The 16,463-nt window shown below is 26.1% G+C and carries 14 protein-coding genes; 10 read left to right on the top strand and 4 right to left on the bottom strand.

Annotation, left to right across the window (positions count from 1 at the left end; all coding sequences use genetic code 4):
• The first annotated feature begins 3 nt into the window (after nucleotides 1-3).
• Nucleotides 4-1,107, top strand: a complete 1,104-nt coding sequence (gene hemW, locus NPX79_RS00935) for a radical SAM family heme chaperone HemW (RefSeq protein WP_381415257.1) — start codon at nucleotides 4-6, stop codon at nucleotides 1,105-1,107.
• On the opposite strand, the gene yihA is transcribed toward hemW, so the two are convergent.
• The 3 genes from yihA to NPX79_RS00920 are packed head-to-tail and all read right to left on the bottom strand — an operon-like array spanning nucleotide 1,094 to nucleotide 3,168.
• Nucleotides 1,094-1,690 carry a ribosome biogenesis GTP-binding protein YihA/YsxC gene (gene yihA, locus NPX79_RS00930; RefSeq protein ID WP_381415256.1) on the bottom strand — a complete coding sequence of 199 codons (597 nt, stop codon included), beginning with the start codon at nucleotides 1,688-1,690 and terminating at the stop codon, nucleotides 1,094-1,096. The two genes, hemW and yihA, sit on opposite strands and share 14 nt — an antisense overlap.
• Nucleotides 1,683-2,477 carry a TrmH family RNA methyltransferase gene (locus NPX79_RS00925; protein ID WP_381415255.1) on the bottom strand — a complete coding sequence of 265 codons (795 nt, stop codon included), beginning with the start codon at nucleotides 2,475-2,477 and terminating at the stop codon, nucleotides 1,683-1,685. Before NPX79_RS00925 ends, yihA begins: the two co-directional genes overlap by 8 nt.
• On the bottom strand, nucleotides 2,470-3,168 hold the full coding sequence (locus NPX79_RS00920) for a hypothetical protein (RefSeq protein WP_381415254.1): 699 nt from the start codon (nucleotides 3,166-3,168) through the stop codon (nucleotides 2,470-2,472). The genes NPX79_RS00925 and NPX79_RS00920 overlap by 8 nt, the downstream gene beginning before the upstream one ends.
• 110 nt (nucleotides 3,169-3,278) lie before the next feature.
• Here NPX79_RS00920 and NPX79_RS00915 point away from each other — a divergent pair, with 110 nt between their 5' ends.
• From NPX79_RS00915 to NPX79_RS00875, 9 genes are all read left to right on the top strand, one after another.
• Entirely contained in the window at nucleotides 3,279-4,028 is a 750-nt protein-coding gene (locus tag NPX79_RS00915; RefSeq protein WP_381415253.1) for a hypothetical protein, read from the top strand.
• A gap of 126 nt (nucleotides 4,029-4,154) precedes the next feature.
• Nucleotides 4,155-8,210, top strand: coding sequence for an ABC transporter permease (locus NPX79_RS00910; protein ID WP_381415252.1), 4,056 nt, complete (start codon nucleotides 4,155-4,157; stop codon nucleotides 8,208-8,210).
• 97 nt (nucleotides 8,211-8,307) lie between these two features.
• A complete protein-coding gene (locus NPX79_RS00905) occupies nucleotides 8,308-9,180 on the top strand; it encodes a prolipoprotein diacylglyceryl transferase family protein (RefSeq protein WP_381415251.1) in 873 nt (290 codons plus the stop codon).
• Nucleotides 9,181-9,420: 240 nt separating this feature from the next.
• On the top strand, nucleotides 9,421-9,777 hold the full coding sequence (locus NPX79_RS00900; protein ID WP_381415250.1) for a hypothetical protein: 357 nt from the start codon (nucleotides 9,421-9,423) through the stop codon (nucleotides 9,775-9,777).
• Nucleotides 9,778-10,989, top strand: a complete 1,212-nt coding sequence (locus NPX79_RS00895) for a replication-associated recombination protein A (RefSeq protein ID WP_381415249.1) — start codon at nucleotides 9,778-9,780, stop codon at nucleotides 10,987-10,989. It begins immediately after the preceding gene.
• 41 nt (nucleotides 10,990-11,030) lie between these two features.
• Nucleotides 11,031-12,386 carry a signal recognition particle protein gene (ffh, locus tag NPX79_RS00890; protein ID WP_381415248.1) on the top strand — a complete coding sequence of 452 codons (1,356 nt, stop codon included), beginning with the start codon at nucleotides 11,031-11,033 and terminating at the stop codon, nucleotides 12,384-12,386.
• 1,010 nt (nucleotides 12,387-13,396) lie between these two features.
• The gene (atpE, locus tag NPX79_RS00885; protein ID WP_381415469.1) at nucleotides 13,397-13,657 is read left to right on the top strand and encodes an ATP synthase F0 subunit C; all 261 of its coding nucleotides are present in this window, start codon (nucleotides 13,397-13,399) and stop codon (nucleotides 13,655-13,657) included.
• A gap of 62 nt (nucleotides 13,658-13,719) precedes the next feature.
• Nucleotides 13,720-14,322, top strand: a complete 603-nt coding sequence (locus NPX79_RS00880; RefSeq protein WP_381415247.1) for a hypothetical protein — start codon at nucleotides 13,720-13,722, stop codon at nucleotides 14,320-14,322.
• Nucleotides 14,323-14,381: 59 nt separating this feature from the next.
• Nucleotides 14,382-15,047: a hypothetical protein gene (locus NPX79_RS00875; protein ID WP_381415246.1), complete on the top strand. Its 666-nt coding sequence runs from the start codon at nucleotides 14,382-14,384 to the stop codon at nucleotides 15,045-15,047.
• A gap of 46 nt (nucleotides 15,048-15,093) precedes the next feature.
• On the opposite strand, the gene NPX79_RS00870 is transcribed toward NPX79_RS00875, so the two are convergent.
• A complete protein-coding gene (locus NPX79_RS00870) occupies nucleotides 15,094-16,452 on the bottom strand; it encodes a M17 family metallopeptidase (protein ID WP_381415245.1) in 1,359 nt (452 codons plus the stop codon).
• Nucleotides 16,453-16,463 lie beyond the last annotated feature (11 nt).

The raw sequence follows: 16,463 nt of genomic DNA, 5'->3' as shown, positions 1-16,463 counted from the left end.
CATATGTACGAACATTTATACATCCATATTCCTTTTTGTGATAACATTTGTTTTTATTGCGATTTTTTTAAAATTAAAAAAACAAAAGGGGAAATGGTAGAAGAGTTTTTAGTAGATTTTGAAAAATCTGTACTAGAAGCCAAACAAAATCAAAAATTTAATTTAAAAACAATTTACATTGGTGGGGGAACACCAAACTGTTTAAAAGATAGCGAACTGAACCTTGTATTACAGTTAATTAAAAATAATTTCGATTTAACCAACCTAGAAGAGTACACAATTGAGTTAAATCCAGAAAGAATTACTGAAAGCCAATTATTAATATTAAAAGATAACAGTATTAATCGTTTATCAATTGGTGTACAAACATTTGATGATGAGCTTTTAAAAAAATTAAATCGTAAGCACACAGTTAATCAAGTGGAAGAGGGATATAAATTAGCGAGAAAAGTTGGTTTTGATAATATTTCTTTTGACTTAATTTATAATTTATATGGCCAAGAAGATCATCATATTGATAATGATTTAAAAATGGTTAAGCAATTAAATCCAGATCATATTAGTTGATATTCATTAGTTCTTAAAGAGAACTCTGTATGAGGAAAAACAAAAGTAAAATTACCTGGAAACGATGTTCATTATGATGAAAAGATTAATGCTTTTTTACAAAAGTTAAATTACAAAAGATATGAAGTTTCAAATTATGTATTAGATAATANNAAAAAAAGATCAAAACATAATATTTGTTATTGATCTAATAAGGCCTTTTTTCCAATCGGACCTGGAGCAACTGGGTTTAATAATTTTGACATTACCAATGTATTTTTAATTGAAAATTCTCGAAGTTATGCAAACTGAAGTACAAAGATTTTACCAGTTGAAGTTAAAGATTATTATTTTCAAATATTTATGATGGGATTAAGAATGGTTGAAGGTATTAACTTAAAAGAAGTTAAAGATGGAGAAAAAGCTTTTGAACTTTATAAAGCAAATATAATGAAACAAGTTGACCTTGGCTTATTAGAATTAAAAAATAGTACACTAAAGTGTACTACAAGAGGTTATGAAATTATCAATAGTGTCTTAGTTGATATTATGTTAGATTAAGTTTTTCTCCTAAAATATTTCATAAGTTTTCTATATTTGTTTTTTTACTACTTGAAGTTTGAATAAAATCATCTTCTTTATGTAGTTTTAATTTTTCTTGAATGATTTTTGCATTTTTCTTAATATCATTCTTTTTTAATTTGTCTAATTTTGTACCAATTAATAAAACCGGTAATTTATAATATTTTAAATACTCATACATTTGAACATCATCTTTTGTGGGTGTATGTCTCATATCAATTAAAAGACATATTAATTTTAAATTATCTCTTCCGTTGATATACTCATCCATCATTACTTTAAAAGAATCTTTCATCTCGTTATTTATTGATGCATAACCATAACCTGGGGCATCTACAAATCTAAGCTCACCATTATTTATTTCAAAAAAATTAAGCAAACGAGTTTTCCCGGGTTGTTGTGATGTTTTTGCAAGTTTTTTTTGGTTAGTCAAAGCATTTAGTAATGTTGATTTACCAACATTACTTTTACCTATAAAACAAATTTCCGGCATTTCATCTTCAATTCAACCTTTTTTAGCAGCAGCTGATGTTATAAATTTAGCATTTTTATATCTATACATATTTTTCCTTTACTTTATACATAACAATTGTTGCAGCTTGCGAAACATTTAATGATTCAATATTTTCTATAACAATATTAATGTTTTTATGAAATAAATCTTTGAATTTTAAATCCATTCCATTTCCTTCGTTTCCAAAACCTAAAAATACATTTTCTTTTTTTATATTATTTAAGTTTAAATCTTCTAATGATTCAAACTCCGTATTAAGATATGTACTAATAAAAAGTTTGCTTGGATTTTCTTCTTTTATTTTTCTACAATGTTCTAAGTCATTGTCAAATATAATATTAACATCAAAAATAGCTCCTTGAGTCGATCTAATAACTTTATCGTTATAAGGATCAACGCAGTTATTTGCTAAAAAAATGTTTTTGAAACCAAAAGCTATAGCTGTTCTAATAATTGTGCCCATATTCCCTGGTTCTTGAACTCCATCCAAAATAATACTAGAATAATCCTTATTATAATTACTTTCTTGAATATGTGAAAAACCATAAATCATTTGGCTTGTTTTAGTTAAAGATATTTTTTCAGCCACAATTCTATTTATAATAAATATTTTTTTTATGTTTGTTAAATCATATTTACTGTTTAGCCCATCAAATATTTCTTGAGTTGTTATTAACGATTCTAAATTATTTTTTTGAATAGCTAATAACACAATATTAAATCCTTCAATAAAAAATAACCCAGATTTGTCTCTGTGAGACTTTTTATTTTGAATCTTAACCCATTCTTTAATCTGTAAATTAGATGTTGAATTAATGTACTGTATATTAGTCATCAGTAAATAAAAATCCCACAATATATTTTCATTTAGTGTAATCTAATTTATCCACAAGCTCTGGGTCTTTAAATATTTTTACACTCATTGAATTTGGTCTTTTTGGTTTTTCTTTAATTTTAGACATGATAATTGTAAAAGCTGTTCTTTTTGCACTATTATAATCTTCGCTATCTTTAACATCTTTTTGTTTTGTCATTATTCTTATACGATTTTTTTCAAACCATTTTCTAAAATTATCATATTCAGTATATGTCATTTTTTCTGGTTCTCAATCTAAAATTATTCTGTGTTTTTCTTCAATTCAATTGAACATATAATCTCTTTCTGGTGTGCTTGGCCCGCCAAACATAACCAGATTTTCCAATTTATCTAAAACTTCTTCAACTTTTTCAAATCCATAAGATAATACAGAATTACCAATTCAATTTTGTTTAAATTTAGGACTTTTTGGATCAAATGGTTCTATAAAAATGATTGAATTAATTCAATATTTATTATCTGCTAAACTTTTGACTATTTCGAATCCAAATTTTCCAAATTTTAATAAAATAAAGTCTTTTTCTAGCTTAATTACATTTTCTTCGTATTTATCAATAATTGCCTTTTTAAATTCTTCTTCAATTATCCCCTTAAGCTTTTTAGTTCTTAAGTTCATCATTTTTTTTCTTATAATTATATTTCTGTCCATTTGTACCTCAACATTATTTTACATTATTTTAAATAGTATTTAATAATTCATATAATTTAAAATAAAATTTTAAGTGTTATAATATTAAAATAGTAATATTGAGGAAGAAAATGATGCATAACATTGAATTAATACTAAATAGTATTTTATATAATTTAAATATTTATGTAATTACTTTGTTTTTTTTAGTTTTATCATATAAATATTTAAATAATTTTTATAGTTTTTTCAAAATAGATTATAAAAATAAATCTTTATTAAAAAACAAACTTTTAACTTTTTTAAGTGTAATTATTATGTTTGTTTTATTTTTCAAAAGTTTTTTCCTAAATTTAGAAGGGACTTATTTAATAGTTGATGTAAATAACTATTTAATTTTTACAATTGTTCTTTTATATGCATTTTCATTCATGTTTGAAGGAAATAAAGCTTTTAATTTATTTAGAGTTTATTCACTTTTATCATTTATTTGAATTATAATTTTCTTTAATTTAATAAACATGTTTACATTTTTTATAAATGTTTATAATGAAAATTTTGTATTATTTTTATTTAATTTATTGGTATTTATTTTATTCCATGTTTATTATTTAAAAATAGTTTTTAAACTAGAGCATAATATTAGAAAAAATATTTTGAAAATAAAGTTTTTCAAAAAATATAAAATTTTAAATAATACTACAGTTAAATTTTTAAGAAAAAGTTTAGCAAAAGCAATAATAATAAACTATGAAAAAAATGACAATCTTTTTTCTCAAAAAGAAATACAACATTTATTAGAGTTTTTAAAATCTGATTCTATTGAAATAGAGGTAGAAACAGTAGATAAAGATTTTTTAATACCTTTATCAAAAAAATAAAATAGGGGAAAGAAAGTTTGCGAGTTGAACAAATAAATATTCACTAAAAAATATTAGAAATGGATATATTTTAGTACTTAATAATTAAAAAATACTTCTTTATTAATTGAAAGGAGATATTATTTTATGAAAAATTATTACATTTTTAAAAATGCTATTAAACAGAGTTTTAGAAACAAAATTCAACTTATAAGTCTGGTTTTATTAGTAATATTATCAGCAACAATTTTCTCCCTGTTAAGGGTTGGTTTAACAAAGTTAGAATCTCAATATGAATATACAATTAGAGAATCAAATGTTCATGACTTTGTTATTGATTTATCAAATACAAGAAGCGTTACTCCTGAAACTGAGTACACAAGACAAAAAGAAGAAAGTATGTCAATTGAGAATATTGCCCAAGATTCTTCAAAGCATTCATTTTATTGAGAAAGAACAGAGTATAGAACTTTCTCACTAAATAACAATGACAGTAAAAAAACTTTAAAATTAGCGTCATATAAAACAAAAGACAATGAGAAAAATTTTGATCAAAGGATTAATAAGCTAATAATTCAAGAAGGTCACACATTAGGCTCAGATGAATTACTAAAAAAAGGCATACCTTTAAGCAAGCAAATTATTGTAAACAAAGAGTTTGCTGATAATAACAATATTAATATTGGTAGTTCAATCAGAGTTCAAGCTGACCAAATGGGTGATTCAATATTGACACCATTTGATGCTTTAAATCCCGAGTACAGTTTGTTTAATTGATTTAAAGTTGTGGGATTTGGTTCATCAAGTGATATGATGATGCCTATAATAAATGAAACAACAATAGTTCCAGATAAAGTTAATGAAGGTATTTTTTACATTGATGCCTCTGTTTTTGGATTAAATAAAACACGTTCACCAACTTCTGAAAACTCAATTTGAGATTATGATACATCACAAGATAAACTTGTTGTTACATCAGAATATGATAGAGAAGTTGTTTATTATGGAAAATATAATAATGCTGATTTAAAAAACGATCAATCAGCTATTAACAATATGGATACAGAACTTAAAAAAGAGTTTTTGAATAATTCAAACGTAAGTTCTAAATTGTTTTATGCTTTAGGGGATAATGATTACAAATACAGCAATAGAACATCAGCTATTTTATCAACAATTATTGGGTATCAATACTTAATGTATTCATTATTGTTAATAATCATTGTTGTTAGTGTTACAACAGTAACTTTAATTACAAAGAAAAACATTGATAAAAACAAAGCACAATTAGGAGTTTTCAAATCTTTAGGTTATTCAAATGGGGCCATAACTATGACTTCAATGTCATATCCTATTATTTCATCATTAATTGGTTCTGTTCTGGCATTTATACCAGCAGCAATTTTTCAAATACTAATTGTTGGGTTATTTTTAAAATACTTTAATTTACCATTTGGTGGATATACATTTGATTTTGCATCATTCTTATATGGTTTCTTAATTATTTTTGGATTTTTAGGAATTGTATCAATGATAACAACATACATTGCAATTAAAGCTAAACCATTAGAATTATTAAAATCAGAAGGGATTAAGAGTGTTTCAAGATTTTCAATGATGGTTAGTGCTTGAGGAAAGCATAGAAGTTTTTCAACAAGATTTCGTTTAGCAATTTTCTCAAGTTCTATTAGTAAAATAATTACAGTTGCTTTAACAATGTTTATGGGAACAACATTAATGGCTGGAGCTGTTATTGGACCAAAGATCATGCGTGATAATCAAAGTAAATCATTTGAAGGAATGAATTATGATCATTTAATTGAATATGAACAACCTGTTTATAATTCTCCATACACACATTTTCAAACATATAACCCAACACAAAAACCATGAGAGTACATTAAAATTCAAGAAGAAGGACAAAAATATGTACATGCAAATCGTTTTGGTTGAGATATAAATGAAACAGACCCGAATTCTGAAAAATATTACGGATACCAAAATGAACAAGGGGCATTTTTATCAACAAAAATTTTACAAGATTTATATAATAATTCAATAAATCAAGAATACTACGCTCCAACATCACCACAATTTAAAAATAGTGATACAGCTGTTCTGCAAATTGCACAAGAACAATTAACGGCCTTAAATGGTAAAATGTTTACAAAAGCATTTTTAAGTTCTTTAGAAACATTAGATGGAGGATTCTTTTATCCCATCGTCAACAGTTTATCTTGAGACTCTGGAGCAATTGTTTATAATGATTACTATTCTAAAAAAGATATAAGTAAAGTGTTTACTGATGAAGGTTATGTGGCTTTAAAAAAATATTATAACGAAGTGAGAATTGCCCAATTTGCTAATGTAAATAGCAAGTATTTAATTGATCAAGAAAAAAGTTCTCAAGACCCTTCAAACATAAACATAGAAGAAGTGACAAGAGTGTTTAATTCATTGCTTGGACCAATAGGAACATATAAAACAGAATATAAAGATCGTTATGACGAATTTATTAATGAAATTTGAAATGAAAATATGAGTAATTTTTTTGAAAATGAAAATGCTAAATATCGTATTCGTTTAAAAGATGAAAAAGAATTTTTAAATATTAACCCAGGAACTCCTGGTTATAGCGATAAATTTAGAGATGATTGAATTATGAAAACTCTAATTCATTTCGCGCTACTATATCACGGTCGTATGGGGCAATCGGTAACAATGGGAGTATTTTCAAAATCTCCTAATTTCATTAAAGAACAAATAACTGCTTCAATAATCAACGAAGAAGAGTTCAATGTTGGGTTTAATGTTATTCCTTTTGACAATACATATGACGAATTAGGTACTTACTTTAATGCTAAACAAAATAATTATAATTTCAAAATATTTGGTTTAGAAAAAGAAAGTGAATTACAAAAAAAATCATTAATTCAACTTTATGATTACAAAAAGAAATCATTAAATAGAGATTTATATCAAAACCAAGATGGAATTATCATAAATCAAACCATCGCAAAACAGCTTGGTTTGGGTAAGGGTGATAGCATCAGTTTTGAAGCATTAAACTTTGAACTACAATCAAATATTGAACGAGATAATTACGAAACTGTACAAAAATCAGATATAATTTTTGACGAACTTGATGGAGGAGCTCCAGAACTTATCCAAAACGTTTCAATGCCTAAAGGAAAAATTGAAGTTGATGGTAAATCAATGGATAATGTAGGTTCTAATGCTTCTGAATATACACAAGCCGTTAAAAAGGCTGAAGTTATTAAATTATCAAATAATTCTCATGAAGAATTACAAATTTTAGGTGTAACCGATTCTTATGGTGAACCAAAAGCTTATGTTAATAAAACAAAAGCGGAAGAAATTTTAAAATGAGACATATCTAGAGAAATGCATTTTGAGTTATTCAAAAAAGAATGAGAATTTAAAGGTGTGCAAACATTACCAGTAACAAATGAAAAATTTGATTTTAATATATTGCAAGATTTTGAGACATATGCTGATTTTGAAACAGCTACTAAAGATAATACAAACTTACAAATTATAAATAAAGTTTTTGAAAATCAATATCCTTTATTTAATTTTAAAATGTCAGAGTCAAGTAGAATTTACGATATTAGAAACTCATTATCAACAACTAACTCGTTTAGTGATTATAGTAAATTTGGGCTTGATGGAGGAGTTTTTGAAGGTGTTGACTATAATAGGAATGGAGTTGGAACTACTAATTTCATAGCACCATTATCAGTAAGTAAAGAAATATTAGGTAAATTAACATCAATAATTAACATTATTATGATTCAATTTATTATCTTTGCTTCAATAATTTCTTTCTTAATTATTATGTTAACTTCAAACTTAATTATTTATGAGTATCGAAAAGTTATTGCAACAATCAAGTTGTTAGGATACAAGGATAACGAGGTTACATTATATGTAATTGGTATGTATATTCCGGTTATTATTGCAATGTTTATGGCTGGTATGGTATTTGGATTCTTTGCAATTAAATGAGTAATTGATTTATTGGCTATTCAAACTTCATGAGTCTTACCATTTATATTTACGTGATGAATACCTGTTGTTGTATTCTTAATCATTGGATTAATATATACAAGTACATACTTTATTAGTTGAAAATCAATGCAAAAAATTAAACCAGTTAATGCTTTAAGATATAGTAATTAACTTCTAAAACACATTTATAAAATGTGTTTTTTTCGTTTAATGTGAGAGCAAATAAGTTATAATAATTTAGTATATGTATGAAAGGTGTGTATTATTTATGTTTAATCAATCATTTGATATTTTAAATATTATTACTTCAACTTATGAATATGCTCCTCACAATATTAAAGGTGTATATTTTGGTTGAGTTGCAATGTATCCAATTTTTATGACAGTTGGAATGGTTGCATCCGTTTTTGGTTCTTATTTAAGAATGAAAGCTAAAAAAGTTGAAACAGAATATTTAGCATGATCTGTTATTCCGATAATTCCAGCAGCTTTATTTGGAGCGAGCTTTTTTGGTAAATTTAATGGAATTGTCGGTCATCCGTGAGTTTCAGAAATTGGAAAAATTGAATTCTTTTCACTATTTGCATTTTGAGAAGCTGGATTAAGCATTCACGGTGGTGTTATTGTGGGTGTTTTAGTTGGATGTTTAATATTTTATTTTGTATCTAAAAAAACAAAAGTATCATTATGAGTTTATATGGATTGTATAATACCAAATATTTTATTAGGACAAGTTATTGGGAGATGAGGAAACTTTTTCAACCATGAAGTACTAGGGGCTGTTGTGGATTATGATTCTTTAAGATGATTGCCAGCAATTATAAGAGATAACGCTTTTGAAATGATTGGGTCATCACCAGAAATGATCGGTGGAGAAATTGTTTATCGTCATCCAATATTTTTATATGAATCTTTTTTTAGCTTTGTGCTATGAGTTTCTATTACTTTTGGATTACCAAATATAAAATATTTTGGAAGAAAACCATGAAAAAACAGCAAAATAAAACCATCTTTTGGTTATAGTGTTAAAAGATTTTTTAATAAAAAATATCATGAGGAAAATAAAATGTCTTTCAAAGAAGCTTGAGAGAAAAACTATGAATATAGTAGTGTAAATTTTGATGAATTATTAAAAAGCTAAATCAACTTTAACAATTACAGATTTAAACNNGAAAAATACAGTTCTAGAGTTAAAACTTGATTTAAAAATGATAGTCGTAATTTAGAAAAGATTAATAATAAAAACAAATATAATCTTACAAAAGTCGGAGTTCAATCTGGAGCTTATTTTGCTGGATGAAACTTTATTCGTTTTATTTTAGAGTTACAAAGAGATGATAAAGATCTGTGAATTCAAAACAATCGTGTAGCTGATTATATAATGCTTTGATTATTCATTTTAGTAGGAATTTCATTATGTATATTATGTCAATATGTCTTTGCTAAAAAATTTAGAACAGTTGGTTTTACATATGAAAAACCATATGTAAATTTATTTAATATTGAAGAGTGAAGATTCAAAAAGTATTTTGAATTAAATGTTATGAAAGAAGATAAAATTACTGAAAGTTTAATTAGCGATAAAGTAGCTGATTATATTGAAAATAATAAAATTGCAAGTGACAATATTAAAGTCACAATTAAAGATTTTAAACGTTTTCATCGTGTAACTATATCTTCATTAAGTAATGAAATTTTTACAAACAAATATATTTTTGAAATAAATAAAAAGGGATAAATGAACAATTTTGCAAACAGCCAAAGGGTTTCAACCATTAAAGATATCATTGGCCAAAAACATTTGCTCCATAACAACGGGATTATTTTTAAAATGATTCAAGAACAAGTTATAACTAGTTTAATTTTTTATGGACCGGCCGGTGTTGGTAAAACTACTTTAGCAACAACTTTATGTGCAGAGTTAAAAATTGATTATGATGTTTTTAATGCTGCTTTACAAACAAAAAGTGATTTAACAAAACTTTTAAACAATAATAATTCAACAATAATAATTGAAGATATTCATCGTATGAATAAAAATTTACAAGATTTGTTATTAGAATATATCGAACATGGTAAAAAAAATATTTTTTTAATTACAACAGAAAATCCATTTTTTACAATTAATCAAGCTTTAAGGAGTCGTTGTAACATATTGCAACTTAACTCTATTGATAAAGAAGAATTAAAGTTGGGATTAAAAAAAGTTATAGATAATAATAACTTGCAAGTAAGTTCTGAAACAATTGATTTAATTATCAATGATAGCAATGGCGATTTAAGAACTTGTTTAAATAAAATAGAAATAATTGCTAAGTTATATAAAGATATTTTGGTAGACAAAACAATATATGAACAAATTGGATTTGCCTCAAATATTTTAGCTGATAAACAAGGGGACATGCACTATGACTTATTATCAGCCTTTCAAAAATCAATTAGAGGTAGTGATGTAAATGCAGCGTTACACTATATGCATCGTTTATTAAATAACGGGGATTATTTAACCTTAATGCGTCGAATGAAAATAATAGCTTACGAAGACATTGGTTTAGCTAACCCGGCAATCCCATCACGAGTAAAAACCGCTTGTGATATTTTTACTGAAGTTGGCTTACCTGAAGGTGTGTTGCCGTTGGGAACAGTTATTATTGAAATGGCTTTAAGTCATAAATCAAATTCTGCGACAAAAGCTATAAGTAAAGCAAAAGCTGCTATTGTCAACAATGATAATTTAGAAATACCTAAACACATTCAAGACAACCACTATAGTGGGGCTCAAAAATTAAAGCGAGGTATTGGTTATAAATTACCACATGATTTTACGAATAATTATGTTGAACAACAATACTTACCAAATAAAATAAAAAATGATAATTATTTTGAGTTTCAAAATAATAAATACGAAAATTTATTAAAGAATATTTATAAGGGATTTAAACAAAAATAATTTTAAGTTATAATAAAAAAGATTAAAAAAGAGGTAATAATATGTTTGGAGAATTTTTAGCAAATAGGTTAAAAAAAAGTATTAATAAAAATATTAAGAAATCTACACTAAGTGAAGAAACAATTGCATTAGCTTTAAAAGAAATTAGATTAGCATTATTAGAAGCTGATGTTAACAACGAAGTTGTTAAAATTTTTATTGAAAATGTTAAAGAAAAAGCTAAATACGAGTATATTCAAGAAGGTTTAAGACCAGATCAAATGATGATCAAAATTGTTCATGAAGAAATTACAACAATTTTAGGGCAAAAACCATATGATGTAGCTTTAACTTCGAAACCATCAATTATTATGATGGTCGGGTTACAAGGTTCTGGTAAAACAACATCAACTGGTAAGATTGCTAATTTTTTACGTAAGAAAAAAGCTAAAAACCCCTTATTGGTGGGAGCTGATATTTACAGACCAGCAGCGATTGAACAATTACAAGTAATTGGAAAAACACTTGGGATTACAGTTTTTGAAAAAGGAAAACAAGATCCAGTTTTAACATCAAAACAGGCCATTCAATATGCTAATGAAAATGGACATGACTTAATTATCATCGATACAGCTGGTAGATTGCATATTGATGAAGATTTAATGCAAGAGTTAAAAAACATAAAAACAGAAGTTAAACCAGATGAAATTTTTATTGTTGTTGATGGAATGACGGGACAAGATATTATTAATGTTACAAATTCTTTTAATGATTTATTAAAAATAACTGGTGTTATTGTTACAAAATTAGACGGAGATGCTCGAGGTGGGGCAGTATTTTCTATTAGATATTTAACAAAATTACCTATTGCTTTTGTTGGTACTGGTGAAGGATTAAGTAACTTGCAAATATTTTACCCAGATCGTATGGCAGATAGAATATTGGGGATGGGTGATGTTCAAACTTTATTTGAAAAAGCTCAAGAAAATATTTCAGAACGTGACATGAAAAAAACAATGAACCGTATGATGGCTGGTCAATTTGATTTACAAGACTTATTAAATCAAATGAAACAAATATCAAGCATGGGTAAAATGGGTGGAATTATGAAAATGATGCCAGGAATGCCAAATGTTTCAGAAGATCGTATTGTAAAAGCTGAAGAAAAACTACGTATTGCTGAAATTATTTTAAACTCAATGACTATTAAAGAGCGAAGAGAACCAAGATTAATTAAGCAATTAAATCGTCGAAAAAGAATTGTTAAAGGTTCTGGGCGAAATGACAAAGAATATAATGAATTAATATCACAATATGAAAAAACTAAAAAACAAGTTGATCAAATAGCAAAACAAATTAAATCAGGTCGTATGCCAAATATTCCAGGAATGGGAAATATTGGTGGTTTAGGCTTCTAAAACCTTGACTTTTTAACTCCTTTTATTTATAATTTTTATAAATAAAAGGAGTTTTAATTATGGCAGATTGCACAACAAATAATGATAAACCACAAAATGATGATAAGCAAGTTTCGTCAATTGGGTTTAGAATTAAACACAACTTAGCAAAAAAAGAAAATTATGATAAAAGAAATATCATTTTTAAAATAGTAATAACAGGAGTTTTATTAGCTTTAATCACGGGGTTAAGTTTAATAGAAGCTATCAAAATTCCGATGCCTTGAGGGACATTTTTTAGTCTTAGATTATTTGATTCAATATTTTTAATTTATTCAATTGCATTAGTGGGGCTACCGTTTTCATTAGGATTAGCAGTGGGTGTTCCGTGAGTTCACCAAGCAATAGATGGGGCACACTCACCAATTCAAATGGTATTTTATATGTTTTCAAATATTCTAATAGTATTATTAGTTTGATTTATTTATTACATTGTATTTAGTGCTTATGTAAAAGTTGAATCCTCATCAACGGATATTCATAAAAATAAANAAGAAATTCATAATCACCACCATGAAATTTCAAACGTTTCTTATAAAAAGAAAATTATTGCTTTTATAATAATTGTGCCGTTAGCTGCAATGATTGAATCATTAGCGGAGCTAGGAATGGCATATATTTTATTAGGTGATACACACGATCATGTTCACGCTGTATTTAGTGAAATACAACATGAGGAAGGTGGGTTAAGCGGAGAGTTATTCGCTTCAACTAAAAACATATTTATTTTCTTAGGAATATTTTTTGGAATATTCTTTGTAAAATTTATTTTAACATCAGTTTTATTTATTATTTTAGAACGAAAAAGTAGAACTATCATTGATCGATTTGGTATCTTTATATAAATATTAAATGTTTTTCCTTTTAACATAATTTATTATTTACACTCGTTTATATTAATTGTATAATAGTATAGAAGATGTAATTAATATTAAATTGGAAGGAGCATTTTTGTGTTAGATTTATTTTTAATGAACCTAGGAGCATTTACTTTTTTTGCCGTTGAAGTTAGTGGTAAATTAAGTCATATTGGAGCCGGGTTAGCAGCAGTTGGTGTTGCAGGTACAGGTATTGGACAAGGATATACTGGGGGAAAAGCTGTTGAAGCTTTAGGTAGAAATCCAGAGGTAGAAGGTAAAATTAGAACAATGTTCATTATTGCCAATGCCATTACAGAATCTGGAGCTATTTATGCTCTTGTTATTGCTATTATTTTAGCGTTTGTTGTTTAATACATAATAAAAAAGAACCACTATGGTTCTTTTTTTTATCAATTAAAGAATTGGAGATTATAATGCAAGAAGTTGTAAAAGAATATCAAGAATACGCTAGTAAAATTGGCGATCGTAAAAGTATTTATGAAAAAGTTGTTGATAAATATAATATTAAAACAGCAATTTATCCAGGAAGTCATATAGATATTTCACCATCATTTATTATTCCTAATGTTACTTATGTTGATAATTTTAAGGGAACAATTAAGTTTTTCAAAAACATTGATAAGATAATAAACTATGTTGAAGAAAATAAAGAATATCAAGATACTGTAAAAGTATCATTTATTGGCGAAAATTATAAAAATCTAAATCATACAGAAAAAGTTGATTTAATAATTTCACAGTATGCTGGATTTGTAGGCCAAGACACAAAACATTTATTAAAAGTTGGGGGAATACTTTTTGCAAATGATAGTCATGGGGATGCAACGCTAGCTTTTTTAGATAGTGACTATGAATTAATTGGAGTTATGAACACCAATATTGAAACAAACAATTTAGACTCGTATTTTACACGTAAAAACAATGAAGCAATTAATCGTGAAAATGTATTAAAAACTATGCAAGGACCAAAATATAACAAAAAAGCACAAAATTATATATTTAAAAAAGTAAAGTAAATATTGTGTTATGATTTTTTGATTATAATTAAGGTATCTTAACTTATGTGGGGTAAAACATGAAATGAATTGATCAATTAGCTAACTTTGTAAATACGTATTTTAATTTATTTGTAATATTTATTATTATTACACCAATTTTGATTACGATTATAATATTTCTTATTGGTTTTATTTTTAATAAAATAAAAAATCGTAAAGAAAATCAAAAGTTTGAAAAATTAGTACAAATAAAAAATAAAGAGATGAATAAGTTCAACGCAGAACTAAGTTTTGGTGGTTTATCTATTAGAAAAAATAATACAGATAGAATAGTTTCGTGAACTGTTTTGGTAGAAATCATTACAACTGTTATGGGAAATAAATTTGATAATAAATATGGAGATATTAAAGAAACTTTAAATAGTTTAAATAGTTCACATCTAAAAATTAAAAATACAGTTCAAAGCTATCCAACAGCTTTTAAAAGTAACGCAATAATTTTACAAATGTTAAATGAAGAAATAAAACCTTTTATAAATAAGTGAAATTATAAAGTTAATAAAAGTGAAAAAATAATAGATATTGAAAAAGAATTTATTAAGCACTACAATATATTTCACACAAATTTATTAAGTAAAGGTTATTTAGAAATGCTTGGAAAACAAGCTAAATTAACAATAGATTATACAAAATTAATTTTAGAAAATAACGGGATAGATAGCGAAATCCCTGCAAATTTATAAATAAAAAAAACGAGTTATAACTCGTTTTTTATGTTTTATATAAAATTTATTTTGCTAATTCCACAAGTGTTTTTAACATTACACCAGTTCCACGTTCTTTGTTTGTTGCGCTTCCAGCAATATCTAAATGTACAAAAGGTACTCCTTCAGCAAATTCTGTTAAGAAAGCAGCAGCTGTTGAACTTCCGGCCTCACGATCTAATTTACCAATATTTGATAAATCAGCTATTGGTGTACTTCTAACAGATTCAAAATGAATTTTGTGAATTGGCATTCTTCAAATTTCTTCTTTAGCATTTTTAGCAGCTTTAGCAAACACATCATAATACTCATCATTTGTTGAGAAAACTCCAGTATAGTTATTTCCTAAAGCAACAACGATTGCTCCAGTTAATGTTGCTGCATCAACTAATTTTGTAGCTTTTAAATTTCTAACAGAATATGTTAATCCATCAGCTAATACTAGTCTACCTTCAGCATCTGTATTATCAATTTGTACTGTTTTACCATTCATTGTTTTAACAACAGATTCAGTTAAAATAGCTTTTCCACCAATTCTGTTTTCTGTTAAACAACTTACACTTGAAATATTTTGTTTTAATCCAAGTTTTGCAATTGCAATAACAGCCCCAGCTACAATTGCAGCTCCTGACATATCAAATTTCATTCCTCTTAAAAAGTTTGAAGGTTTTAAATTATAACCACCACTATCAAAAGTAATTCCTTTACCAACATATGCTGTTTTTTCTTTAGATTTAGTATTTCCATTATATTCTAAAACAACAACTCTAGGATCGTTATAACTTCCAGCATTAACCGCTAGTAATAATCCCATTTTTTCTTGTTCAATTTCTTTTTTATCTAAAATTTTAACTGTTAAATTTTTAATTCCCTTAGCTTGTTCTTTAATTTTTTCTGCAAAAATTTCTGGTGTCATTAAGTTAGGAGGAGCATCTTGTAAATCTCTTGCAAAGTTAATTGCTTCCATTACAGTTATTTTATCATTTAAAACTTCTTCACAATGTTTTTGGTCACATGTAGCACAGTTACAATTAATGTTAAATTTTGCACTATATGGACAACTTTTTTCTTTTAATGAAAATTGCTTATGAGATGCAAAGTAGACACCTTCAGTAATTGCTTGAATTGCACAACCATATTCTAAGTGGTCTATTATATTTTGTAAGTCAAAGTTTATATTATATTTATTTGCTTTAACAAATCCTAATATAAGGTCCTTCATTTCAATTCAAGGTAGTTTTCCATTTAAAACACAGTAAACTGTTTTTTCTTCACTAATAAAAGTGATGTTTTTTTCTCGTCTATTAATAAATTCATTTTTAATATCTTTTTCTTTGATTATTTTAAAATTAATATAATCATTTTTTTTATTTAAAGTTATCATGTAATTTCCTC

It is taken from the genome of Spiroplasma endosymbiont of Anurida maritima (assembly GCF_042465095.1).
GTDB lineage: Bacteria > Bacillota_I > Bacilli_A > Mycoplasmatales > Mycoplasmataceae.
Note: the sequence above shows the minus strand (reverse complement) of the source record. Positions and strands in the feature narration are given on the sequence as shown.